The organism is Vibrio sp. 1-1(7), from assembly GCF_013048485.1.
Classification (GTDB): domain Bacteria; phylum Pseudomonadota; class Gammaproteobacteria; order Enterobacterales; family Vibrionaceae; genus Vibrio; species Vibrio fujianensis.
Genome location: NZ_VHSP01000003.1, coordinates 247,013 through 271,369, shown reverse-complemented (window position 1 = coordinate 271,369; position 24,357 = coordinate 247,013). Strand labels below are relative to the sequence as shown.

General features: G+C 45.3%; 19 protein-coding genes and 1 pseudogene. 7 read left to right on the top strand and 13 right to left on the bottom strand.

Features of this window, described 5'->3' with window-relative positions; genetic code table 11:
* Positions 1–225 precede the first annotated feature (225 nt).
* Positions 226–3,219 carry a discoidin domain-containing protein gene (locus FKN05_RS12705; protein ID WP_524540899.1) on the bottom strand — a complete coding sequence of 998 codons (2,994 nt, stop codon included), beginning with the start codon at positions 3,217–3,219 and terminating at the stop codon, positions 226–228.
* A gap of 151 nt (positions 3,220–3,370) precedes the next feature.
* On the opposite strand from FKN05_RS12705, the gene tnpA (FKN05_RS16925) reads away from it, so the two are divergent.
* From tnpA (FKN05_RS16925) to FKN05_RS16920, 4 genes and pseudogenes are all read left to right on the top strand, one after another.
* Positions 3,371–3,520, top strand: a complete 150-nt coding sequence (gene tnpA, locus FKN05_RS16925; protein WP_524540900.1) for an IS66 family insertion sequence element accessory protein TnpA — start codon at positions 3,371–3,373, stop codon at positions 3,518–3,520.
* Positions 3,521–3,718: 198 nt separating this feature from the next.
* Complete coding sequence (gene tnpB, locus FKN05_RS12700; RefSeq protein ID WP_346657206.1) at positions 3,719–3,985, top strand: IS66 family insertion sequence element accessory protein TnpB; 267 nt, start codon at positions 3,719–3,721, stop codon at positions 3,983–3,985.
* Positions 3,986–4,074: 89 nt separating this feature from the next.
* Positions 4,075–4,446, top strand: a pseudogene (locus FKN05_RS12695) (IS66 family transposase); the annotation flags it as partial.
* On the top strand, positions 4,437–4,520 hold the full coding sequence (locus FKN05_RS16920; RefSeq protein ID WP_157928684.1) for a transposase domain-containing protein: 84 nt from the start codon (positions 4,437–4,439) through the stop codon (positions 4,518–4,520). The pseudogene FKN05_RS12695 and the gene FKN05_RS16920, both read left to right, overlap by 10 nt.
* Before the next feature lie 442 nt (positions 4,521–4,962).
* Here FKN05_RS16920 and FKN05_RS12685 read toward each other — a convergent pair whose 3' ends face one another.
* The 9 genes from FKN05_RS12685 to FKN05_RS12645 form a co-directional block, all read right to left on the bottom strand.
* Entirely contained in the window at positions 4,963–5,502 is a 540-nt protein-coding gene (locus FKN05_RS12685; RefSeq protein WP_170887692.1) for a YgjV family protein, read from the bottom strand.
* Between the two features lie 110 nt (positions 5,503–5,612).
* Positions 5,613–6,254 (bottom strand): RpiB/LacA/LacB family sugar-phosphate isomerase, encoded by a 642-nt coding sequence (locus tag FKN05_RS12680; protein ID WP_099610700.1) that lies wholly within the window; start codon positions 6,252–6,254, stop codon positions 5,613–5,615.
* A 484-nt stretch (positions 6,255–6,738) separates the two neighbouring features.
* The gene (locus FKN05_RS12675; RefSeq protein ID WP_099610701.1) at positions 6,739–7,329 is read right to left on the bottom strand and encodes a DJ-1/PfpI family protein; all 591 of its coding nucleotides are present in this window, start codon (positions 7,327–7,329) and stop codon (positions 6,739–6,741) included.
* A 5-nt stretch (positions 7,330–7,334) separates the two neighbouring features.
* Positions 7,335–7,979, bottom strand: coding sequence for a bifunctional 4-hydroxy-2-oxoglutarate aldolase/2-dehydro-3-deoxy-phosphogluconate aldolase (locus tag FKN05_RS12670; RefSeq protein ID WP_099610702.1), 645 nt, complete (start codon positions 7,977–7,979; stop codon positions 7,335–7,337).
* A 2-nt stretch (positions 7,980–7,981) separates the two neighbouring features.
* The gene (locus FKN05_RS12665) at positions 7,982–8,938 is read right to left on the bottom strand and encodes a sugar kinase (RefSeq protein WP_170887691.1); all 957 of its coding nucleotides are present in this window, start codon (positions 8,936–8,938) and stop codon (positions 7,982–7,984) included.
* 115 nt (positions 8,939–9,053) lie between these two features.
* Positions 9,054–9,908, bottom strand: coding sequence for a tagatose bisphosphate family class II aldolase (locus FKN05_RS12660; protein ID WP_099610704.1), 855 nt, complete (start codon positions 9,906–9,908; stop codon positions 9,054–9,056).
* Positions 9,909–9,997: 89 nt separating this feature from the next.
* Complete coding sequence (locus FKN05_RS12655) at positions 9,998–11,482, bottom strand: DUF2264 domain-containing protein (RefSeq protein WP_170887690.1); 1,485 nt, start codon at positions 11,480–11,482, stop codon at positions 9,998–10,000.
* A 93-nt stretch (positions 11,483–11,575) separates the two neighbouring features.
* Positions 11,576–13,171 (bottom strand): sulfatase family protein, encoded by a 1,596-nt coding sequence (locus FKN05_RS12650; RefSeq protein WP_099610706.1) that lies wholly within the window; start codon positions 13,169–13,171, stop codon positions 11,576–11,578.
* A 10-nt stretch (positions 13,172–13,181) separates the two neighbouring features.
* The gene (locus FKN05_RS12645) at positions 13,182–14,408 is read right to left on the bottom strand and encodes an anaerobic sulfatase maturase (protein WP_170887689.1); all 1,227 of its coding nucleotides are present in this window, start codon (positions 14,406–14,408) and stop codon (positions 13,182–13,184) included.
* A gap of 167 nt (positions 14,409–14,575) precedes the next feature.
* On the opposite strand from FKN05_RS12645, the gene FKN05_RS12640 reads away from it, so the two are divergent.
* The 3 genes from FKN05_RS12640 to tnpA (FKN05_RS12630) all read left to right on the top strand — a co-directional run bounded on the left by FKN05_RS12640 (position 14,576) and on the right by tnpA (FKN05_RS12630) (position 21,389).
* The gene (locus FKN05_RS12640) at positions 14,576–17,551 is read left to right on the top strand and encodes a chondroitinase family polysaccharide lyase (protein ID WP_170887688.1); all 2,976 of its coding nucleotides are present in this window, start codon (positions 14,576–14,578) and stop codon (positions 17,549–17,551) included.
* 47 nt (positions 17,552–17,598) lie between these two features.
* Positions 17,599–20,754 (top strand): chondroitinase family polysaccharide lyase, encoded by a 3,156-nt coding sequence (locus FKN05_RS12635; protein WP_170887687.1) that lies wholly within the window; start codon positions 17,599–17,601, stop codon positions 20,752–20,754.
* Between the two features lie 173 nt (positions 20,755–20,927).
* Positions 20,928–21,389, top strand: a complete 462-nt coding sequence (tnpA, locus tag FKN05_RS12630) for an IS200/IS605 family transposase (protein ID WP_170887686.1) — start codon at positions 20,928–20,930, stop codon at positions 21,387–21,389.
* A gap of 105 nt (positions 21,390–21,494) precedes the next feature.
* Here the strand turns inward: tnpA (FKN05_RS12630) and FKN05_RS12625 are convergent, their stop codons facing one another.
* The 3 genes from FKN05_RS12625 to kduD form a co-directional block, all read right to left on the bottom strand.
* The gene (locus FKN05_RS12625) at positions 21,495–22,196 is read right to left on the bottom strand and encodes a carbohydrate-binding family 9-like protein (RefSeq protein ID WP_099610711.1); all 702 of its coding nucleotides are present in this window, start codon (positions 22,194–22,196) and stop codon (positions 21,495–21,497) included.
* Positions 22,197–22,427: 231 nt separating this feature from the next.
* Entirely contained in the window at positions 22,428–23,504 is a 1,077-nt protein-coding gene (locus FKN05_RS12620; RefSeq protein ID WP_099610712.1) for a glycoside hydrolase family 88/105 protein, read from the bottom strand.
* A gap of 12 nt (positions 23,505–23,516) precedes the next feature.
* A complete protein-coding gene (gene kduD, locus FKN05_RS12615; protein WP_099610713.1) occupies positions 23,517–24,281 on the bottom strand; it encodes a 2-dehydro-3-deoxy-D-gluconate 5-dehydrogenase KduD in 765 nt (254 codons plus the stop codon).
* Positions 24,282–24,357: the final 76 nt, after the last annotated feature.

Here is a 24,357-nt window from a genome sequence, read left to right as displayed (position 1 = left end):
TTATCCTTGGGTAGTCGCCCCGATTGATAAGGAGGCCATTTTCTCAACTAGGAGGATTTAAGCGTCGACCACCATCACTTTAGAAAGTATGAGAAATGTCGTTTCTTTAGTTTAAGTTATAACCGAAAAAATGAATCCTCCGCAATACTTCGAACCAAGCATCACGGAGGATTGCGCTCTAAATCCAATAACATGAATATAAACGAGCGATTATGTCGATTAAAATTAACGTTTACGGTAGCGAACTAAACCAGCCAGGAACATGCCTCCTAAATAGAACAGTCCCATACTTCCACCTGAACTGGATGACAACTCCGGTTCGATTGGGGTCTTGCTCTTCACTTTCTGAGCAAATACATCAAACTCAGCGGCTGAGACAAAATCACCTACGCCCGATAACGCCTCAAATTTCAGATATTTCGCTTGATGTGGCGAAAATTGTAATTTTTGCACGCCATCACGCTGCTCAAAAGTACCTACCGACACTTCGGTGAAGTTCTGACCATCTTCAGATAAAGAGAGACGATAATCACCAATCGCGCCGTTTCCCGCACCAGGCCGTGCAACATAGCTAAAGCCACTGACCATAAAATCAGCGTTCAGATCGATGACAAAATGTTGCGGCGCTTTTTCTGAATCGTGTTCAGGAAACCATGGTGAATGATAAATACTATTCAAATCACCATCGAAAGCTTTTTCGATTTCAGAACCAGATTGCGCTTTAGGTTTTTCAATAAAGCGAATCGCCGTCCGATCAAACTCATTAAAGGTTGCTGTTTCTGGGCCGGTTAATTTTAAATTAGCCCAGTTGACACAATCTCCCGTCACGTCGTGATCGATATCATCAGCACGTAAAATAACCTGTTTGATGTTATACAAATCCAAATCCGGTTTCACTACCGCTGGGCCTTCTAGATCATATTCCCATACTTTAACACCGTCGGCGTAAACGCTCGCTTTAACTTTGTTGCCTTCAATTTTACAGCTGTCATCAATGCCGACATCCGCGGTTAAGCGCGTCCAAGTTCCATCCAGGCTAAAACTGACGTTTGCTGGTGCTTGCATACCAATACCGGACTGAAAATTCAATCCATTCATCTGCATTTCACTGCCCGTGACCGATGAGCCCACTTTGACCTCTCCTTCGATCGAGAGTTGCTCTTCGGTGAGTTCAATCGTTTGGGTTGGTGTGCGCTTTTTCGTTGCAATAATGTCAAACTCTCTTGCACTAACAAAGCCACCTGACGCTGCAACCACTTCAAATCGTAAATAACTCGCTTCAGTTTCTGAAAAATCCGCTATTTTTAACGCCTTTGTTTGTGGCCAAGTTCCTTCAGCAACAGGCTCTCCCCAGTTGCCATTCGTCGTCGATAGATAAAGACGGTATTGAGTAATGGTGCCATTACCTGCCAATTCGTCGGGTAAATAGGTAAAACCGGAAACGTTAAACGTGCCACCTAATTGAACAATAAAATCCATCGGAGCTTGTTCGGATGGTTCTGTCGGCTCCCATGGTGAGTGGTATAAGCTCGCCACATCACCATCTAATGCATTCACAAAAGGTGTTCCCGGTTCAGCTGGCATTGGTTTAACAATCTTGAGCAAACTTTTATCAAATTCCGTATGGTAGTTAGGCTGTGGATACGGTAGCGTTTCTGGCCATATTGCCGCTTCATCAATATCAAGCGTGACTTGCTGTTGCTCATGTACAGACTGTTTAGCAAGTTTAATATGCACTACACCATTTTTATCCGATGGGTCAAAGAACCACCCTTCAGCCACTTGTGCAAAGTCCTCTTGAGTCTGTTGTTGATTCAACACGAGGTGATTATGTTTAACTAACTGCGGAGCAATCAATGAACTCACTTGAAGGTGATAGCTGCGCTGATTAATTTGCCCATCATAAGGATGATGTATAACAGCCGGATCAATCGTGATCGTAATATCACCCGCAGTACCTATCTGAGGAGCTTGCACGCGAATCTGTGTTTCTGCGTAAGCATTCTGCTCTCGGTAAGCGCGAGTTTCGCCATCATCTTCATACAGAGTAAATTGGCTTTCACCGTGTGGGAAAACCTGCATGATCAAATGTGATTGATCTTGTAGTGCATCAGAACGCGCGCCTTGATACATCGGGATAATCGCACCAGCTCGAACTAACACAGGGATTCGATCAATCGTAACGGGATAGTATTCCAACACTTTTCCCCCATCTGGAACAGAGGTACGAGTCCCATCCCAGAAGTCTATCCATTCGCCTGCGGGTAAATAGAGTTGTTTATACCAACCATTGTTTTTTGCCATTGGCTCGTACACCGGAGCAACCAATAAAGACTCACCGTACATATATTGATATTTAAACGCTTCACTTTTCAAACGTGCATCATCAGGAAACTCCCAAGTCATGGCTCGAACGAGGGGCGCTCCCGATTGATCGGCTTGATAAGCATAATGATACATATAGGGCATAAGGGCAGACTTCAACATCAAATAATCCCGATTGATATCCCGATATGATTTGCCATTAAAATCACCATCATGCCACCAAGCATGCTTACGCTCTCCACGATCCCAACCTGACATAGAAATCAATACCGGAGTGAACGTTTTAAATTGGAGATCACGAGTAAAGGTTTCGGCACCCGAACCAAAAATACCATTAACATCTGAAGAGGCATAAGCTTGTCCCGATAATCCAGAACCGATAAATGTTGGAATATGCCAGCGTATATAATCCCAACTTGCCGCTTGATCGCCTGTCCAAGTGACACCATAGCGCTGTGTTCCTGCCCATCCCATGACCGTCCAAATCATACCGCGCGTTGTTGAGTTTTCCATCAACCCTACATGAGCATCATGATTCGCGGCCAATGAATAAAGCTTTCCAGGGCCTGTCCAAGCAACATCCAATTTATACACTTTTACGCCATCACTCACTTCTTGACGAATTTGATCGAGCGATTTTTGTGTCCACAACCCGGTTTGGATTCCTAGCTGATCTAGCTCATTCACCGTACCCGCTAGATCAGAATATCCACACCCATAACCATCATTCGGTAAAATCCAACCCACAGGCATGTCGTGGTTTTTATAAGGTATTGCGACTTGATCCACCACATCTCTTGTATTTCCTGGCGAATCAGGCCAACCGGAAGGGTAAGCACCATTTTTATTTTGATAACAATCCGCATCGCCCAAATAATAAGCCCAGCGAGCCATCAAATGTGGACGTCCAGTTAATTTTGTATAGTGATCAACCGTAAGCGCCTATTTAAACCCACCTACCAATAACTCACCATTCTAGGCATAGTGATTCCGCAACCAAGGAGTCACTATGAACCAATCGAACAAAACTCAGTTCTGAGCAGAAATCATTGAGCAACAGAGCATGAGTGAATTATCCATTGTCGCGTTTTGCAAGGCAAACCAACTGACGGTAAATACCTTTTACTACTGGCGCAAAAAGCTTTATGGGGGGCGAACAGCAACAAGTGGTGTATCCTATCCTGATAGAAGATAGCCCAAAAAGCATAGGGGGAACGCCAGTCGGTTATGCTTTCACTACCAACAGGAATGACCGTTGAATTTCCCGCTAACATGCCAGCACACCAAATCCAAAACTTGTTACAGGCTCTGACGTGTTAACACCGAACTGGGTATTTACCTGGTCTCGGGCATAACTGATATGCGCAAGTCTATTGATGGCTTGTAATTGATTGTGGCTGATGTGTTGGAAATGGATCCGTTCAGTGAAGCCTGGTTTATCTTCTGTAACCGCGGCCGAGACAAAATTAAGATCTTGTTTTGGGATACTAATGGTTTTTGGCTTTATTATCACCGACTGGAGAAAGGTCGTTTTAAATGGCCTAAACCAAATGCATCTGGTCATGTCGCTATCTCCAGACAGCAACTTCAATGGTTACTCTCTGGGCTTAATCTGGAACACCCGAAAGCTCATCAGCCCTTATATGGCCTTGAAGTGTGAGCCAATACCATGATCGTGATAAAGGACTTGAACGATCCTTTTACCCTGTCAGACTAACGGCATAATCCTGACCAAGAGCAGCCTGACTGATGAATCACCTTCCTGACGATGTAGAACAACTGAAAGCGATGATGTTAGCGCTTCAGGAAAAAAACAAAGCGAAAGACAGGCAACTACAGGCCCAGCAAGAAGAAATGGCTGAGCTTAAAACACGGGTGGAACTCCTGCTTGAGCAACTCAACCTCAGTAAATCCAAACGGTTCTCTTCCCAGAGTGAAAAAGTGGTTAAAGGTAACTTCAATGAAGCCGAGCAGCAAAATGCACTGCACAAACCAGAGCCAGCTCATCATAAAAAAGGACGTAAACCGCTACCTGAAGAGCTGGAGCGAGAAGTTCAGGTTCACACTCTGAATGCCCCACACTGCGAATGTTGTGGGCAGGAATTACATAAATGTGGGGTGTGACTTGCCGTGCTAACGACATCAATCCCTACTTCTACTTCGAGCACCTGTTCAGGGAGTTACCGAAGCGATGATTTAACTGATCTTATGCCATGGAATGTAGAAACCATCGAGGCTTAATAAAGTCTCACTGGTTAACTAGGCGCTTACTTTAAAAAGGCATGGAATACACTAAATCCTAAAAAGAAAAGTTCCGTTGAGTATCGCGCCTTTAGTGCCCACTCAGCCCGTGTCGGTGCTGCTCAAGACTTACTCGAACAAGATTTTAATTCTGCTCAGATTCGCCAAGCTGGGCGTTGAAAAAGTGACACTATGGTAATGCTATATGGCCAGCATATCTCTGTGAAAAAATCTGCAATGGCGTTGAGTCGAAAAGCTAGAAAGTACAACCTGACTAGTTCTTGATTTATTGAAAGTGCGTAATATCAGTCAAAAATTGTCATATCTTTTTCTTAAAGTCACTCTGGTTATGCCAAATATTTTTAGGTTATCTAAGGGGTTTATTAATAATAATAACTAAGAGGTCAATACTTTATATTTTTGCTCACGAAGCAGCCGTATAATTGTAATTACATTCACTGTAATTACGCTTAATTCCAATAATGTGCCGCCAATAGAGCCGATCAAGACGTTGTTGATAAGCCAACAGCAAGCTCCTGCCAAAAAGGCGAGTCGCATTTTGATACCTTGCAACATGAACACGGCAAAAGATCCAATCGCTGTACCGAATATAGGCCAAAGCTCCCAAATGGAATCGGCGATGGCAATGCCAAAGCCAGAGCTTGCTAATATAAATCCACCGGCAGCCCATGTTCGTGACACTTTATTGGGAGTAAGGTAAAGAGCCGTCCCCGTTCTGAGGACAGAAAGTAGTGAACTTAATGCGGAAATAACTGAGCCCATTAACAAATAATGGGTTAAATGATTGAGGTTTAAAATGAACATCACGATCTTTAAACGACGATCGTCTTTTTGATAAAAGGTAGACAAGCCTAAAGCAAAACTTACTAAGCCAAAGGTTTGAGCGATAGAAAGCGGCTCGGAAAAAATACCCACCTGACAATTCCTTAAAGATATAACACTAAGACCAATCGAAGTGATTGGTCTTTGATTACTACCCCAAGTGTTTTGATGTTACTTAGGTATATACAGATTACTCTGATGTATTAGTTTAGTATTGAACGAACAAAATCTGAAATTATATCAACTTGACTGTTTTCAAACAGGCATTTCTGGAAACGTTCACCACGACATGCTGTACGAATAAGTTCAATATCGATTGCTTTCAAACCTTCTAGGTAATCTTTCGCAACAGCTTGTTTTACATCATTTAGGATTGCGGCGTTTTGTTGCTGAGGAATCACACGCTCTATAGGGTAACCTTGACCACGCTCACAACCAGACTTCATCACTTTCTCGAAAATACCACGAACGTTAAGCTCAGCAGCCCAACCAAAATTTTTTGCAAACGCTAGTGATAAGGCATTACCGTTGTTGATTTGAGTAAATAGGAATGCATCTGAAGGTTCTAAAGCGTAACCACACACAACGTTGGAGTGCGCGTTGCAAGCCATTAGAGCACCTTGCCCTGTACCACATCCTGTAAATACAAAATCTACGGCTTTTGCCGCTAGAAGGATAGAGGCTTGAATACCTAAATGAATATAAGTTAGGTGGTTGTCTTCGGGGTCACACATACCCACGTTAAATACTTCATCACCACTTTGTGTTGCTACGTATTTAAGTTCTGTTAAAATAATTCCATTTTTAGCCGCTTGGCTATTTTCCATGGTTAAAGCAATTTTCATTTTTAATCTCAACTCATTGATTAGTAATTAAGTAACCTTTGGTATTAAAGCTGATGGGTTGTTGTCGTATCTATTTTAAACCCAAATCATTCGCCCATATCCAACAACCTATACCTCTTTATCTACCTTGAACCGTGAAAGTTCACGATAACTCATTTTCTTTCGATACTTTTCTATCTTCTACTTAGGCTAAAAGTCGCACGAAAATGACAAACTACTACTTTATAAAGCCTAAAAGAGCTTCTTCTCATAAAGAGGAGCCTTCAATTGGTTGTTAAATCAATTGACTACCTTTTGCTAGATAGTGCTATATGCTCTTATTTGAATTGGCCCACAGTCTCTGCGTTGAAGTTTAAAAACACTACCAAGCACTCTTTTAAAGAGTGCAATGAGCAGTTGAATCTACGCCGAAGATATTAAATTATTTTTAATAAGTTGAATATCTGCGATTGCTTGAAAAAATATTTTAAATATTTCAAGCAAATCACTTTTTCCAGTATTCGAAATAAATATGGTTTGCTTGGTGGTCTACTTTCTCCACACTATCTGGTAGCAATTTTTCAGCAACCGTGAACGAGAACTCAAACGCAACACCAAGACCTTTACCAGTAATGAACTTATCGTCCACAACGATTTTTTGATCCACGTATTTACCGTCTGGGAATGCGCTGATCAGGTTGTCACCGGTCGAGTACTCGCGGCCTTGTAACAGACCATTCTTCGACAGTACTTTTGCAGGGGCTGAACACAGTGCACAAATCCATTTATCGAGTTCAATATGACGTTTGATGAACGCAAGTGCCATTTCATTTACGGTCATATTGTCCGTATTTTTTGGTCCGCCAACCATTGCGATTGCATCGTAGTTATTATCGAAGCAGTTTGCGAGTGTGTCATCAGCCGTGATGTGAGTATGGAAGTATGTCGCTAGCTCAGTGGTTTCCATACAAGATAAAACGTCAACGTGAATGTCTAAACGTCTTAGGATATCAATAACAATTACCGCTTCTGCATCTTCAAAGCCATCCGCAAGCAATAAAGCGACGCGTGGCACTATAGTTTGAGAATCTGCCATGTTGGTTAAGCTCCTATTTTCTTAATGGTTTCGATCGTGTTTTGCACATTTTCGGCAATCGCGTCCCAATCATTTGCTGTGATGCGATCAGCTGGGGCAATCCAAGTGCCACCACAGCATACTACTTCTGGGATACTCAGATAATTGCTTAAGTTGATGATGTTCACACCACCGGTTGGCATTAGCTCGAGACCTTTGTATGGGCCTGTTAGTGAGCGAAGCATTGCAACACCGCCAGACGCTTCTGCTGGGAAGAATTTTAGAGTTTTCAACCCCATTTCTAGCGCTTGCTCAACTTGAGATGGTGAGTTAACGCCAGCGATAATATGGATATTATTTTCTAAGCAGTAACGAACCGTGTTTGGGTTAAAGCCTGGAGAAACCACAAATTCCGCACCAGAATCCATCGCAAGTTTCGCTTGCTCTGCATTAAGAACCGTACCTGCACAGATGATCATCTCTGGGTATGCTTCACGCATTAGACGAATAGATTCTGCTGCAGCATCACTACGGAATGTAATTTCTGCTGCGGGTAGTCCATTTTCTACAAGAATTTTAGCCAGTGCTGGTGCGTCTTTGGCGTCTTCAATTTGGATAACAGGCATCACGCGAAGTTGACGCAGTTTCGTGTTCATTTCGTTAGTATTCATAATTATAAATTCATCATTGAGGTGATATAACGAGTATTTTCCGCTGGAATAATAGCGCCTTTATGCTGAATCACTTCTGCAGCAAGCTTATTACCCCAATGGCAGCATTCTTTTAATGTGCAACCTGTCGCCCATGCCGCAAGGAATCCAGCGTTGAATGAGTCCCCTGCCGCTGTCGTGTCAACGACATTAGTCACCACGTTGCCTGTTGCCACAGCTACATTGTGTTCAGAGTCGCTAAACATCGCTCCGTCTTTACCCAGCTTCACAATCACTTCGCTCACGCCAAAATTACGTAAACGGGTGATGAGTGCTTCAGGGCTGATGTTTTCACCAAGTAACAACGCTTCGTCGTCACAGGTGACCAATGCGATGTCCGCCAAACGATAGAGTTTTTCTAGCCATTGGATGGCATGTTCCTTCCCTGCCCATAAGCGAGGACGGTAGTTGGAATCCACCGCAATTTTCACCCCTTGCGCTTTAAGTACGTGCAGAGAATCGAGCAGTGTTTGTTTGTCTTCTTCCGGCAAAATCGCCAGTGAGATACCCGACAGGTAAACCAAGTCAAAAGAGGCAAGTGAGTTCATAACGCAAGAGTAGCGTTCGTTCTGGCATAAGTAGCGTGCTGCCGAATCATTACGCCAATATTGGAAAGAGCGTTCACCGTCAGCTGCAAGTTCAATCGCATACAGTGCAGGAAGCTTATCTTGGTTGGTCATGACTAATGAGCAGTCAATCCCCTCGTCTTCCCATGCTGTTTTCATATGCTTGCTGTAATTATCAACGCCAAGCACCGTGATGTAGGCCGGATGAACCTCCGGTGCCAGACGTGATAGATACAAAGCGGTATTGAGTGTGTCTCCGCCGAAACGTTGCTCTTGGGTAGAGAACGGTTGGCCAGACAGCTCAATCATACATTCACCAAGAATGGCAATTTTCTTATCTGAAAATGTCGTCATTTAGGTTGTGTCCCAAAATTGAAAAAACCGATTGTGACCCCCTTTTGCTAGTAATAGTCACAATCGGTAAAGCACAAAATACTCTGAGGGCGAGGGGTCGTGCTAAAACGGGTAGTTATAGTTTATCTGCGCTGCGGCAAACGTTGATCTTCGAGATGATGACGTCACGCATGGCGGCTTTAGAAGCGATGTTGTAATGGCGAGGGTCATTCGCGTCCGGGTTGTCAAGGAAGTACTGTTTTAGCGCGTTGGCGTACGCGATTTTTAGCTCTGTCGCAACGTTAACTTTACAGATACCCAGTTCGATACTGCGGGTGACGTCTTCATCCGACACGCCTGATGCACCATGCAATACCAGTGGTATGTCAGTTTTTGCTCGGATTTTTCCTAAACGATCAAAATCCAGACGTGGCTCTTCTTTGTACATCCCATGAGCAGTACCAATGGCCACCGCCAGAGAATCAATACCAGTGCGCTGAATGAATTCTGCAGCTGCATCAGGGTCTGTATACATTGCATCTTTGGCATCAACAACAAGATCGTCTTCGATACCACCAAGACGACCGAGCTCTGCTTCAACGGTACAATCCCATACGTGACAGAATTGAACGACTTTTTTAACCAACTCAATGTTTTCTTCAAACGGGAAGTGCGAGCCATCAATCATTGCAGATTTGATGCCGGCTTCAACTTTATTGCGGATATCTTTCATTGACTCGTGATGGTCAAGATGAAGCGCAATCGGCATGTGATAGCGACGTGCTGCTGCTTTACAAATATTCACCAGGTAATCGGTACCGGCGTAAGCGTAAGTACCAGGTGTACCCGCTAAAATAACAGGTGAACGCATTTCAGCTGCGGTCTCAAGTACGACTTGTACGGTTTCGAGATTGTGAATGTTGAAAGCAGGAACGGCGTAACCGCCTTCTTGCGCTTTACGTAGCATATCCTGAGTTGAAACTAAAAACATGATAAGACCCTCTAAATCTTTCGACAACTTTCGTTATACTAACCGAAAGTTGTCGAAAGATAGCTGATCAAGATCACAGTTTAGGGGGACTAGAAAAAATTTGACATTTTCGAGCTGTAGCACGTAATGCCTTTTCTCAAAAGGTTATTTTTGGGTCTGAATGCCCTTCCCAGCAGAATTTCTTTGCCTTTATCGAGGGCGCTTTGGGTCTCTAGGCGTCGGCTCATCGGTGTTTGATCTTGCGTGTATTCCTGCTCAAAAATCACCACGACCTCTTTCGTTTCTTGATGACCAGTGACAAAAGCATCAATAGAAGGAATACGAAAGGAAAAATCTTCTTTTTCTACTGCGAGTGGCGCACTCTCTGCCTGCCATAATCCACATCGATCGCCACAATACAGCGCGATATTGAGAGCGCGCAACGACCACAAACTGCTCGCTGGCCCGCTGTAGTTATCCGTGAGCCGTGCATCGCTAGCAAACAGCCCTTGTGTGGGCACACCATGCTTAAGCGCCCCGTTGGCAATAAAGTATTCAAAGTTGGTTTGCAACGCGCGTTTCACCTCGCCGGGATGAAGTGGCGTATCCGCCGCGCCCTGTACGTCAAGGGTTGCAATAAGAGGCGCAGTGGCGGCCAGGCGATAACACGCACTTCGCCCAAAAAACGGTAAGCCTTGCGGTGTGAATAAGTAACGGAACTTGCTGGAGAACTCACACAGATTGCGTCGAATGTACTCTCGGTCGAACTCAGGATTAATCTGATCGATCCAATACAGCGAGTAATGAAACCCCCACGCGTTATAAAAATCGTAGTTGCCTTTGGCACCGTCTCGGAACCATCCTTCACCGACGTTGAACTCTTTCACCCGTTCATAACGCCACATATCAACGCACTCTCTACCGGTAAGCGATTGAATGACCAACTGAACGGTAACAGGGAATAAATGCCAGTTATTATCGACAACTTGAACATGATTGACTTGTTCAAACCAGGCGATGATTTGATCTTTTTCGCCCTGAGTAAGCGTATTCCATACGCTCTCTTTGCTTGCCCATAACGCGAGTGCCAGATCGGCACTTTCGCACGTACGTTGGTCATAATCCTGGAGTGCGCCCCAGTAACCTTTATGCGTTGGATCGGTACCGGCAATAAAGGCGTGTTTTAACCAATTAATCGCATCAAGCTTGCGCGCATAAAACGGATCGCTGCTTTCAAACGGATGCTGCGCTGCCCAGAAGGCAAGCGTTGGCAAGACGCGACTGCATCCTTCCATGGCATCCATACGCGCGCCCTGCTGGCTCGGCATGCCAGGGTAATAAGCGTGAGTAAAATTATCGACACTGTAGTAAGCAAAAGCCTCAGCAATATAGTCAGCAAAATGCTCACACTGAGATTTGAGGCTCAACGAGGAATCACTGAATATCTGTTGGATTACGGCATCATTTTTACTCAGTGCTTTTTTTCCGCGCAGCAGTTTGCTGATGTGTTGGCGAAACGTGCGCCAATAAAGTGCCAAATCTGGGTGCTCATAAGGTATGGTCGGTCTTTCTGTGGCTTTAATGACTTTTTTCATCGGATACCTACATAAAAAAGGCTCCTTCAGGAGCCTTTATTTACCTGTTACTGTTTGAATCAAAGGCTTCATTAATGAATGAAGACTTGACCACTACTTCGCTGACTCAGTCAGAATCTGGTAGCGGTCCTGGCCCCAGCCCATAGGTGCTGGTTTGGTTTTGATCCACTCATAAAACGCGGCTTTCATCTCAGTGACTTTTTCAGGGTACTGTTTTGCTAAGTTTTTCGACTCTGAAATATCTTTTGAGTAGTTATACAGCTCATACTCATGATTACCATCGTCGTAAAAATGCAAAGACCACTCTTGATCTTTAATTGCCCACTCACCGCGAGATTTACGTTCAACGTAAGGGCTTGGCTCTACGTTTGGTTGTTTATAAGTGATCCAGTCCCAGTACTGTGACCAGAACGCGTCGTTTTTCTCTGCATCATAGTGGAATGCACGCGGACCCGCCCAGTACAGATATTGGTGTGGCTTATTGCGCGCCCCTTTCATGGTTGGAAGAATATCAACACCATCGACTTTCAACTCACTCGGAATATCAATGCCAGCAGCACTCAATGCCGTTGGTAGAATATCCATGGCAGATACTAAGGTATCGTTAGTGCTGCGCTCAGGTAACACACCTTTCCAGTGCACAATGAATGGTACGTTAACACCACCACGATAGCGCTGGCCTTTGTATGCCTTGTTCATGCCGTTACGTGGCATCGGAGAATCACCTACGGCTCCATTATCCGACAAGAAGAAAATAAGTGTATTTTCGTACTCACCTGTTTCTTTTAGCTTATCGATAATTTGGCCAATGCCTTCATCAGACGCATTGATGTGCGCATAGTACTTATCGACTTCCACGTTACCAGTATCGAACTTACTCATGTATTTATTCGGAGCAGGCTGTTCCAATGGAATGTGCGGTACAGAGTAAGCCAGATTGATAAAGAAAGGTTTATCTTGTTTCTCAGCTTGGTCAATGAAGTTCAGCGCTTCATTGGTCAGATTATGCGTGAGGAAACCCCAAGCGGTGATGTTCTCATAGTTACGGAAAACGGCTGGGGAATTGTAAACGGCAGCACCAGAGGCAAAGTATGAGTATGAGTAACCAAAGCCGCGATCATTCGGGAAAAACCCTTTGTCAGGTTTTGAGATTTCATTATCGTGGTAGTCACGCGTTCTTTGGTTCTCAGGCACCTTGGTTTTGATAATCTTGGCGTTGTGATATTTACCAATATTTGCGGTCGCATAACCATTTTCCTGGAACAGCTCAGGAAGCATCTTGATATCAAGTGGCACACCATGATGTGCATCATCATTACTGTAGATACCGAAGCTGTGAGGGAAGCGTCCAGTTAAAATCCCTGCGCGTGATGGGCCGCATACTGGTGTCGCAACGTAAGCATTGGTCATGCTCACCCCTTCTTTTGCTAGCTGAGTTACGTTAGGCATGGCGCGTTTTGCCGCATCATAAGCTTTATCAAAATCGACCTTATAACGGTCAGAGACAAAACGCTTCTTCAGCACCTCTTTTTCGATTTCGCCCATCGCAAAATCCAGTTGCTGTTTCCCCAAATCGTCCATGACAATGACGAGTACGTTAGGTTGCTTGTCTGCGGCAAGGGAGTGCATTGGCGCTGCGATACACGCGGCCCCAACCATCCCTGCAAGCACGCTCTTTTTAAATGACATGATTAACCTCTTAACGGTTGTAAAATTGCGCCATCATCGGCATAACATCAGCGGCTAAGCCACCACGACGGATAGCTTCAGACATGTGATGCATTGCAGGCGCTGTATGTGTGAAAATCGCTTTGTAAGATGGGCATAAATAGTTCTGACGATGATGCTCACCTTCAATGACATTGATGCGATGTTTTGGGCAACCGCCGTAGCACAACTCTTGAACGTTACAGTTAAGGCATTGACTCGTTAGTGTTCTGGATTTATCAAGACCAAAGTTACGTTGTTGCTTACTTAAAGCCAGTTGCTTGATGTTCGTCTGCATCATGTTTCCGAGCCGATTATCGTCGTAAACATAGTGGTCACAGGAGTACATATCGCCATTGGCTTCGATGATCATCGCTTGACCACAGTTTTTTGCTTGGACACAGACCGAAGCAGAATGCCCCATCCAGCAGGCTAAAATGCTGTCGAACATACGTACATACACCTTACCCACATCATTGAGTACCCACTCGTTAAAGACGTCGATCATGAACTTGCCGTAGCCTTCGGCAGGCACTGAGAAAGGCGCCAATTCAGCATTTTCAACTGGTGAGTAGGATTGCACGCCTTTATTGCATTCTGGGCGAATTTCGACGATAGGAATAAACTGCAGGAACTGTGAGCCGAGGTCTTTCAGTGCATGGTACACCTCTTTCCCTTTGTCCCAGTTTTCATCGTTGATGACGGTTAAGGTGTTAAATTCGACGTTGTACTCTTTAAGCAAATCGATCGCTTGCTTAACACGTTGGAAAGTCGGTTTACCATTAACCGATACACGGTATTTATCGTGAATATCGGCTGTGCCATCGACCGAAACGCCAATCAAAAAACGGTTTTCAGCAAAGAATTCTGCCCACTGGCGATTAATCGCAATCGCGTTGGTTTGAAAGCTATTATGAATGGTTTTGCCGTTGGCAAACTGCTTTTGAAACTGAACCACTTTTTTAAAAAAGTCCAATCCCGCCAAGGTCGGTTCTCCGCCTTGCCAAGCAAAATCAATCACATCTGCATCCTGAGATTCAATGTAATCGCGCACGTAACGTTTGAGGACACTGCCACTCATCAGATCTTGATTACCTGAGTTAGGAGTGTGGATGGTGTCTTCTTTTTCTAAGTAAAAACAATAGTCACATTTAAGGTTACAACGGTAACTAACGGGCTTAGCCATCATGTGAAAGTGTGTGGGTTTGCCTTTAGACATTGTGGCCTCCACGGAAGCGGTTCTTTAACAGGGGAATATACGTGAAACAGAAGCAACGACCAATGTTCTAGATCACAAAGCGAAACAAAACAAAAGTTTTTTGTTTTTATACGAAAGTATTTATAGCAATATAAAAAGAAAATGTAAGTAAAGTTGGTTTTTAATTCATGTCAGGCTCCTTGCTAAAGTCAGCACTTATTATTGCTAGTGTAACATCCGCTTCTTTCGCATACGCGAGTACTTCACCACTGCAATCCACCATTATCAGCTTTGAAGAACAAACGCGGCCAACGTTTGTTAGTCATGGTGAAATAAGTAAAAAACGTGCGATTTTAGGCGAGCAATCTTTACTTTGGAAATGGCGAGCTGGTGATATCCTTACGATAAAAAAACGCATCCAGCGCTACGATAACAAGCAAGCGAAAAAAGCGTTTGGTAAGAAAGCAACTCAAGTCATTTCGTTTTGGGTTTACAACGAAGTACCGTTAGATCAGTCGATGACCTTGTTACTTTCAAAGCAAGGCAATAATCCAAGTGAAAAAGCGATTAACCTCAATTTTAAAGGATGGCGTGCCTTTGGGTTATCTTTGGACAGTGACTTTGAGCATCCCGTCACTAAAGAGCTCGATACCGTTCAGTTTGTGGCACCAACTCATGAATCTGGTGAGCTATTTATCGATCGAGTGATGTTTTCTATTGATGATGGGCGTTATCAGTGGTCGGATTATCATGTCAAAAACAGAATGGCAGGCCATTTCCCAGAAATCGACTTTGGATTACCCACTTCTTTACCTGAAGCGACTGAGCAACAAAAGCAAGCGCTGAATGTTGTCAAACAAAAAACCATCACATTACTGGCAGACAGCAACATCAGACTTCCTGCTCTACGAGCTAAATTTGATGACTTTCAAATACGAGAAGTGGAAGGAGTAATTCGTGGTCGGCACATTCTCACCGATAAGCAGCAAGTCATTTATAACTCACGCTATCTGTTGCCTGGAGATTTAGAAGACTTTAAAGAATACGCCATTTTAGGAAAGAAAGACCAATTTGGAATCATCAAGCACCTCGGTTACTCCGATCTCATGCTCGATATTGCCAGTCGTTATGTGAAAACCAAAGATGCCGCAGAACGCGCCGCCTTGTCTGAAATGTATCTACTCATGACCAAGCATTTGCTCGATCAAGGCTTTGCTAAAGGCAGCAGCCTCGTCAGCACCCATCACTGGGGCTACTCATCACGAGGTTGGTATTCTTCCGCGTTGCTGATGCAAGATGTACTTGAACAGAACGATTTGCTGCCAGAAGTGTATGACGCTTTGCTTTGGCATGCGCGTGAGTTTAAAGCCAGCTTCGATATGGAGATAAAACCACAGAGCTCCAATTTAGACTACTTCAATACGCTATCTCGTCAGCATTTGGCGCTCATTTTGCTCAATCCTGATGAAAAAGAGCGCGTTGCTTTGGTAAGTAAGTTTGGCCGTTTTATCACCCACGCGCTAGCTCAAACGCCACCATCGTCTTTTGATGGACTTCGTGATGATGGCACTGCCTATCGCCATATGGGGCATTACCCGAATTACGCGTTTCACGGGTTTGATCATATCGCACAGGTGATTTATGCCCTTCATGGTACCGAGTTTGCTGTTCAAAAACCGGGATTGGATAAGCTTAAAAAAGCCATGATCGCTGGCTGGATTTATTCTAACCCTGTTGTGCCCATGGGCATTTCCGGGCGGCATCCTTTCGATGATTTAAGCGTTAAACGTTACACGCAAGGCATGAAGTTATTAGCCAAAAGCTACCCACAACTTGATGAAGAGTTGGCTTCGATTTATCTGCAAATCAGGGGATTATCTTCAAAAGACAGTGCCAAACATTTTGGAAAAACCATCCTTCCAGCCACCCTGCCGGAAGGAAGCTGGTCATTTAATGGCGGTGCGTTTGCCGTACATCGACACGGCACGCAAATGGCCTTTATGAAAGGATATAACGATGTGGTGTGGAGCTCTGAAATTTATACCCGCGATAATCGTTACGGCCGCTATCAAAGCAATGGCAGCGTGCATGTGATGCCGTATGGCGAGCTGAAGCAACACGGCTATCAAGAAAATGGATGGGATTGGGCGCGCAACCCTGGCGCAACCGGAATTAAAGTCGATTTAGATAAACTCGAAAGTTTTACCCGTGATTCCCTGATGATGTATTCGAAAGAAGGAAAAAGCGCCGCTACCTCTTTAGACCAGAAGCATACCCTCTTTAGTCACAAACACGTTGAGCGCAAATACCCGAATTTTGACCCAACATTCCGCGCAAATAAGCATGTATTAGCAACAGAAAACATGCTTTACATGACGGGCAATCACATTAGTAATTCTCTTAGTGAAAGTGACGAAGCTACGGAAACCACCTTATTCCAACTCGCCACAAACGGCAGCGCGACAAGCATCAACATTAATGGCTCTCTTCATTCTGATGCGAACTTAAACATCACATTGAACAATCACGATTGGTTAATTGATAGCAATAACGTGGGTTATTTGCTGATTGATGTGGACCCAGTTCGGGTTACCCGAAGCGTACAACACTCACGGCATAACAAAACGAAAAAAGCGACCCAAGGCGAGTTCGTGACCGCTTGGATCGATCACGGGGTAAACCCAACGAACGCCCATTATGAATATTTGGTGGTGATGAATGCCACAGCCAAAGAAATGCAGCAGCTCGCGCAGCGTTATCAAAACGCCGCTCATGATGCATCCGAAAAACCAGGCGAAATTCTAGAGACCAGTGATAACCACCACCTTGTCAGAGTAAATGACTTATATGGATACAGTGCCTTTAGTGCTGCTCACTTTACTCACGGTGTGTTGAAAGACGTCAGTCAAGCCGCTCAAGTGTTGGCACAGACGTTAGCAAGTGGAAACGTCAAACTCAGTGTCTCCGCGATGGATCTCAACCTCGTCAAAGAGTGGGCGTATGGACCCACCGAGGCACCAAACAAGCCGGTCATCATTGAGCTGACTTTGCGGGGTAAGTGGCAAATAGATCAGGCCATTCGCCATCAATACCGCGATAACACAACCATAGTGACCATTTCGAGTCTATTTGGCGCCGCCACTGAATTTGAAATAAAACCCTAACAAATGATTTGAATAACTTGAGACATGATTCTCACTTGGATACTTCAATGAAAAAAAACGCTCTCCTTCCTATAAATAAAGTCGCACTGTTAATTGGCAGTGCTTTAATGGCGCAAAGCGCTTTCGCTTCCCTTACGCCAACGATCCTCAGTTTTGAGGAAAGCAGCATCCCGACGTGGATTAACAGCGATGTAACGGCGGTAAGCCTAAGCACTAAGCGCGCGATATTGGGTGATCAATCGCTCTTGTGGCAGTGGAACGCCGGTGAAAAATTAGTGATAAATAAAACATTCACCCGCTATACCGATACCGAAGCTCGTGCACTCTACGGCAGTTCAGCCACACAAATCATTTCCTTTTGGCTGTATAACGAAATGCCAAGCGCATCCCCCGCCACGCTGACGTTAGCCAATCCTGATGGCGCTTACCCACGTACCACCACCATTAATTTAAACTTCACCGGGTGGCGAAACGTGACATTATCACTTAATAATGACTTTACGTCATCAGTCCCAAATAAGTTTGGCCAAATCATACTCAGCGCACCAAACACTAGTTCTGGTTATTTATATATTGACCGCATTATGGTGTCCATTGATGATAGCCGTTACCAATGGAGTGATGATCAGGTCACCACACGCTATCCAGTCGAAGAGATTAATTTCGACTTGCCAGTGAACTTACCCGCACCGACGAGTGCAGAGCTCGCGGCCATCGAACAAATCAAAACCAGATTGATGCAAAAGCTCGGTACGGGCAGTTCTAACCTTTCTAGTTTAGAAAGCAAATTCAATAGCTTTAATATTATCAAACGAGCTGATGGCACCATAACTGGCCGCCACCTTATTACTGATCCGCAGCAAACGCCGTACCAGCCGAACCACCTCTCTGCGCAAGATAAAGCGGACTACAATGAGTACGCTCTTCTGGGTGAAGGCGATAAATACAACTCAAAAATCACGGGATATGCTCAGTTGATGCTTAACCTGGGCAAGGCGTATCACAATCCTCTTGCGAACAAAGATCGCATTGCTGAAATGTATACCCTCATGACAGAACACATGTTCGACCAAGGCTTTGTCAATGGCAGTGCGCTAGGAACAACCCACCACTGGGGTTACAGCGGCCGTTGGTGGTACCTTTCGGCACTATTGATGGAAGAGCCACTTCGTGAAGCGGGTCTGCTCGATGAAACCTATAAAGCGTTACTGTGGTTTTCTCGTGAATTCCGTGACCGTGGCTTTGAAATGAACGTTACCCCAAGCAGCACGGATATGGACTTTTTCAATACCCTGTCGCAGCAAAATCTGGCAATGATATTACTCAATCCAGATGAGAGAGAAAAAGTCGCATTGCTGCATAAGTACGCCGATTTCCTCTCTGCAACCATTGATCGTAACCCTCCGGGCTACAACGATGGTTTTCGACCGGACGGCACAGCATGGCGACATAAAGGTCACTATCCAGGCTATGCATTCCCTGCCTTAACCAGCATCGGTGATCTTGCTTATCTGATGAAAGGTGATGAGTTTGGCTTCAAAACTGGCGCTCTGGACATGTTAAAAAAGGCCATGATATCAGCATGGATCTACACCAACCCAGCGGTTCCTTTGGGTATAGCAGGTCGTCACCCTTTTACTGATTTATCAGTCAACAGCAGTTTTGCTGAAAGCATGAAAAATATAGCCCTTAGCTACCCTACGGTAGACAAAGAGCTAGCGAGTATTTATCTCACGATAACTAAGCAAAGTGCAGCTCAAAGTGTGGCTATTTTTGGAGAATCCATTACCCCATCGACCTTGCCTGAGGGTAGTTGGAGCTTTAACGGTGGTGCCTTTGCTGTTCACCGGGTAGGCGATCGTATGGCGATTTTCAAAGGGTATAACCAAGACGTTTGGTCTTCAGAAATCTATACCAACGACAACCGTTATGGTCGTTACCAATCGCACGGCTCGGTGCATGTACTCCCGCACGGAGACCCTGTCAATCATGGCTATAAGCAAGAGGGATGGGACTGGAACCGTAATCCGGGCACTACCACTATCCACTTACCCATCGACGAGCTTGAAAGCCCTCGCTCTTCTACGCTGATGGTACGCTCTGATGTAGGCTTAGCGGGGGCGACTTCGTTAGAAAACCAATACACACTATTTAGTTTTAAACATAAAGCGCCCCAAAATTTAGACCGTTTCGAGCCAAGCTTTGAGATGAACAAACATGCGCTAGGCTCAGAAAAGTTTATCTATTTAACGGGTAATAACATCCGTAATCTGGATGGCAGCCATCGCACTGAGACGACCCTCTTTCAGTTGGCAATACGTTCAGGAAAAGGGGTGAATATTAATGGCATTTCCTATACTGGCGGCACACTAAACACAACCTTGCAGTCAGGTGATTGGATCATTGACGACAACAATGTCGGTTATTACCTCGTTAACACCGACCCGGTAAAGGTATACCGTGGCGCGCAAACGTCAAAGCATAACAAAACTAAAGCCGTTACCTCTGGCAACTTCTCTAGTGCTTGGATTGACCATGGCGTTGCTCCGAATAATAAGCAATACGAATACATCATGGTGATGGAAACTACACCACAAGAGATGGCACAACTGGCGAGCGCATTTAAAGCGCAACCACGTTTTGTGACCTTGCAAAGTGATGAACTGCGTCAAGTGGTGAAGGATACGTCATCCAATCTCTTCGGTTACACCAATTTTGCTGAGTCTACCTTTACTCAAGGCTACGTCACTCATGTAGACAAGCCGTCTCAAACTCTGCTTCGTGTTGATGCCCTACAACAAAAAATGGTGTTATCAGGATCGTCTCTGGAGCTTAACTATCAAAAAGACTTGGAGAATCAAGTGCTTTCTGACTTAACCACCGGTCCTGAACCAGTCAGTATTACTTATACCATCAAAGGGAAATGGCAGCTCTCGGCTGGTGAAGCGCAAGTCGTGGCATCAGACAATGAAACCATGGTGACATTAACCAGCGGCTTTGCCATGCCACAAGAAGTGACGCTCACAACAACGAGCTTGCCACTGCTCCCTCTGGAACCATCGATTCCAGCGCAACCGGTAGAGCCAGAAGTACCCGAAGAACCAACATCTCCATCATCTTCAGGTGGCAGTGGTGGCTCGACATCGCCATTACTGATGTTTGGACTGGGTCTATTAGGGCTATTGCGTTATCGTCTTCAGTAAAAAAAGCGCCAATCAATGGCGCTTTTTTATTGTATAGAGAAAACCCCCAGCTAGGCTGGGGGTTCTGTAAAGCTTACAGCTATAAGTCAGTTATATAACCCATTTCAATTTGATAAAAACGTCTTGTGGTCTGGCAACTGCAAGAGTTAATTAAGAATTGAAAGGGGGTCCCAATGGGGGACGAAAAGAGCTTAGCGCATACGCGATGGAACTGTAAATATCATGTGGTTTTTACACCTAAGTATCGAAGGCAGGTGTTCTATGGTGAGAAACGAAGGGCAGTAGGCGAGATACTTAGAAAGCTATGTGAATGGAAAAACGTGAATATTATTGAAGCGGAATGCTGCGCAGATTATATCCATATGCTTTTAGAGATACCACCTAAGATGAGTGTTTCATCCTTTATGGGGTATTTGAAGGGAAAAAGTAGCCTGATGCTCTATAAGCGATTTGATGATTTGAAGTTTAAGTACAGGAATCGGGAATTTTGGTGTCGAGGGTATTATGTCGATACGGTAGGAAAAAATACCGGCAAAATACAAAGTTACATAAAGCACCAACTAGAGCAGGATAAAATGGGAGAGCAATTGTCGATCCCGTATTCAGGTAGCCCGTTTACGGGCCGCAGGAAATAGTCATATGCAAATGTCAGATCACTATGCGCCTGCTAGGGCGCAGCCAGTAGGAGAGCCTTATAGGCGCATATGAAAAACCACCGGCTATGCCGGTGGATACTTTTTTTATTTAACAAGTTTGCATGTACCAAATGGCTTTGGATTATGGAATGCAGGTTTTGGAAGCTTAGGATCATTCCATGCAATCCAACCCATATCGATACCGCTTTCTGTTTTAGTAAACTCCGCACGCATTAAAGCACAAATAAGCTCTGTTTTGTCTTTATTCTGCCACAGTTGCATATTTGTTAATGTGTCCATAGGAATAGAACCTTCAACCAAATAACCATATTCTGTTATTTTTGAGCGAGTTTTAAGACCTTCCCATTTATATTCCAGCAAAGAGGTTCTTTTATTAATCTTGGTGTCGAAAGTGCCCACAGCACTATATATTTGATCTTCAGCGTCTATTTCCATTGTGTAATATTTTTCTAGATCATGATTTTTCGCTAAAAATATTTCAACACGGTCAGAATCCAAGGCACCACGTTCACCCTCGCCAATGGTGACATGCTTATCATCCACGCGGAAACGGAAATAAACCGCTTCATCATCCCACACAGCCTTGAACTCAGTTGCCGGTGCCAGTTTAGTATCCCAAGGGAATGTAAACTGAGTCAGTGTATCGGCTTCACCCCACGCGATGTCGCTGTCATTTGCATCAATAACAGGCGCTTTCTCAACATGTTTAATTAAGTAAGTATCACCCGCAAACACAACAGATGAAGCAAGTAAAGACGCAATGGTAACCGTAAGTAATTTTTTCATAAACATCCCCAAAATAATAAACACAGTAAATAAATATATATTTCACACGATAATAAAAAATTATCAACCAAATATTATTAAAAATTTGAATCAGTTTAAAAATACATTTAAATATTTATTGATAAATAAATTAATAAAGGTAGAGAAAATGTGATTTAATTATTCAATTCAACTTACCCATAAAAAACGGCGCATTAGCGCCGCTCTCTCTTTCCCCATTTGTGCTGCACGCTACGCCAGCTTCGATACTTCAATCGCCGCCAGAATAAACGCCCCTGCCCCATAATCAATGTTGTGCTCAAACTGCACATCACGCGGGTTGAACGCCGGCAACTGTACCCAGCCAATCATGCCGTTGTCGTGAATGGCCGTTTCTAACGCCGCCCACGCTTTATGCACGACAGGCAGGTAGGTCGCTTCGTCGAGCAAGCCCTGGTTGAGGCCCCACGCCAGACCGAAGGTGAACAGCGCGGTAGCGCTTGATTCCGGTGCCGGGAACGAGTCCGGATTCAGCAGGCTCGCCCGCCAGAAACCGTCGTCGTGCTGGTACTTCACCACTTCTTTGGCCAGGTTAACGAACAAGGTACGGTAGCATTCGCGCTCGTCAAAGTGCTCTGGCAAACGCTCGAGAATGCGTGGCACGGCGGCCAGCATCCATCCCAGTCCGCGCGACCAAAACACTTTTTCACCGTTGGCTTCACGAAACTCGCTGCCACCATCCCCAAATTCGTTGCGGTACTTCTGGCCCACTTCGGTTGGCATGTAGCGATAATCACGGTAGTACAGACCCGTGTCAGGATCGTACAGGTGATTCACCGAGTCCCAGAACGCGGTGTGCATGTAGTTAACGTACTTGTCGTCACCGGTTTCGCGTGACAGCGCCGCAAACGCCGGAGGGGCCATAAACAGCGAATCCACCCACCACCAATCACGGTGACCCGGTTTTGGATCGTTGACCATGAGGTCAAACGCTTTGATGGTCGGCTCCAGTGCTTCTGGCACGTTGACCGTTGGGTACACGTCTAGGTACGCCTGTGCGCACACGTGGTCGTCGGCAAAGCGCGGGAAGGCGCCAGTACGAAAACCGGTGTGTAAGGTGTAGTTCATCACCCCGTCGAGGTACTCTTGATCGTCGGTCGCTTTCCACGCCGCGGCCACGGTAGACCAGAACACGCCCCGCTCCCAATCGGTGTCTTTGATGAAGCGCGTAGCGCCGCTGCGGCGGATCACGCTGCGCGTTTGGTTTGCCGCTTGGTAGCGGTAAACGCGTTTCATCTGATCCAATACGTGCGCTTTATTCAGTGTCATGTCGGCTCCTTATTAGCGAGCTAACCAGCCGCCATCCACCGCTAGGGTGTAGCCGGTAACGTAGTTTGAGGCTTCTGAGGCAAGGAAGGTGACCGGACCTTGCATGTCCGTTGGCAGACCCCAACGACCCGCTGGAATGCGCTCAAGGATCGCTTGGTTACGCTCAGCGTCAGCACGCAGGGCTTGAGTGTTGTTGGTCGCCATGTAACCTGGGGCAATCGCGTTCACTTGAATGTTGTGACCCGACAGTTCGGTCGCGAGTGCGCGGGTGATGCCCATCACTGCTGATTTAGACGCGGTGTAAGAGATCACGCGAATGCCGCCTTGGAACGACAACATGGAGGCGATGTTGATGATTTTGCCACCTGACTGTTGCGCGATGAAGTGTTTTGCCACGGCTTGAGAAAGGAATACCACGGCTTTTTGGTTGATGGCGATCACGTCGTCCCAGTTCTCTTCTGAGAAGTCGAGCAGATCTTCACGACGGATGATGCCGGCGTTGTTAACGAGGATGTCCACACGACCCATGATTTCTACCGCCTGGTCGACAAGCTCTGTCAGTGCCGCCTTGCTTGAGTTGGCAATCAGGTTCGCGTTGATGTATTCGAAACGACGGCCTTCGGCTTCGATCATGGCTTTGGTTTCTGGTGCTTCTACGTAGCCAATGCCCAGTACGTCCGCGCCGGCTTTAGCCAGACCCACGGCCATGCCTTGGCCCAGACCAGTATCACAACCGGTGACAATCGCGACTTTACCTGTTAAATCGAACATGTTCATGATGCATTTCCTTTATAAAGCTGCCCTCACGCCCGGTAGTCTTTGAGGGTGAGCGTGAGAGCGTGTATTACTATCA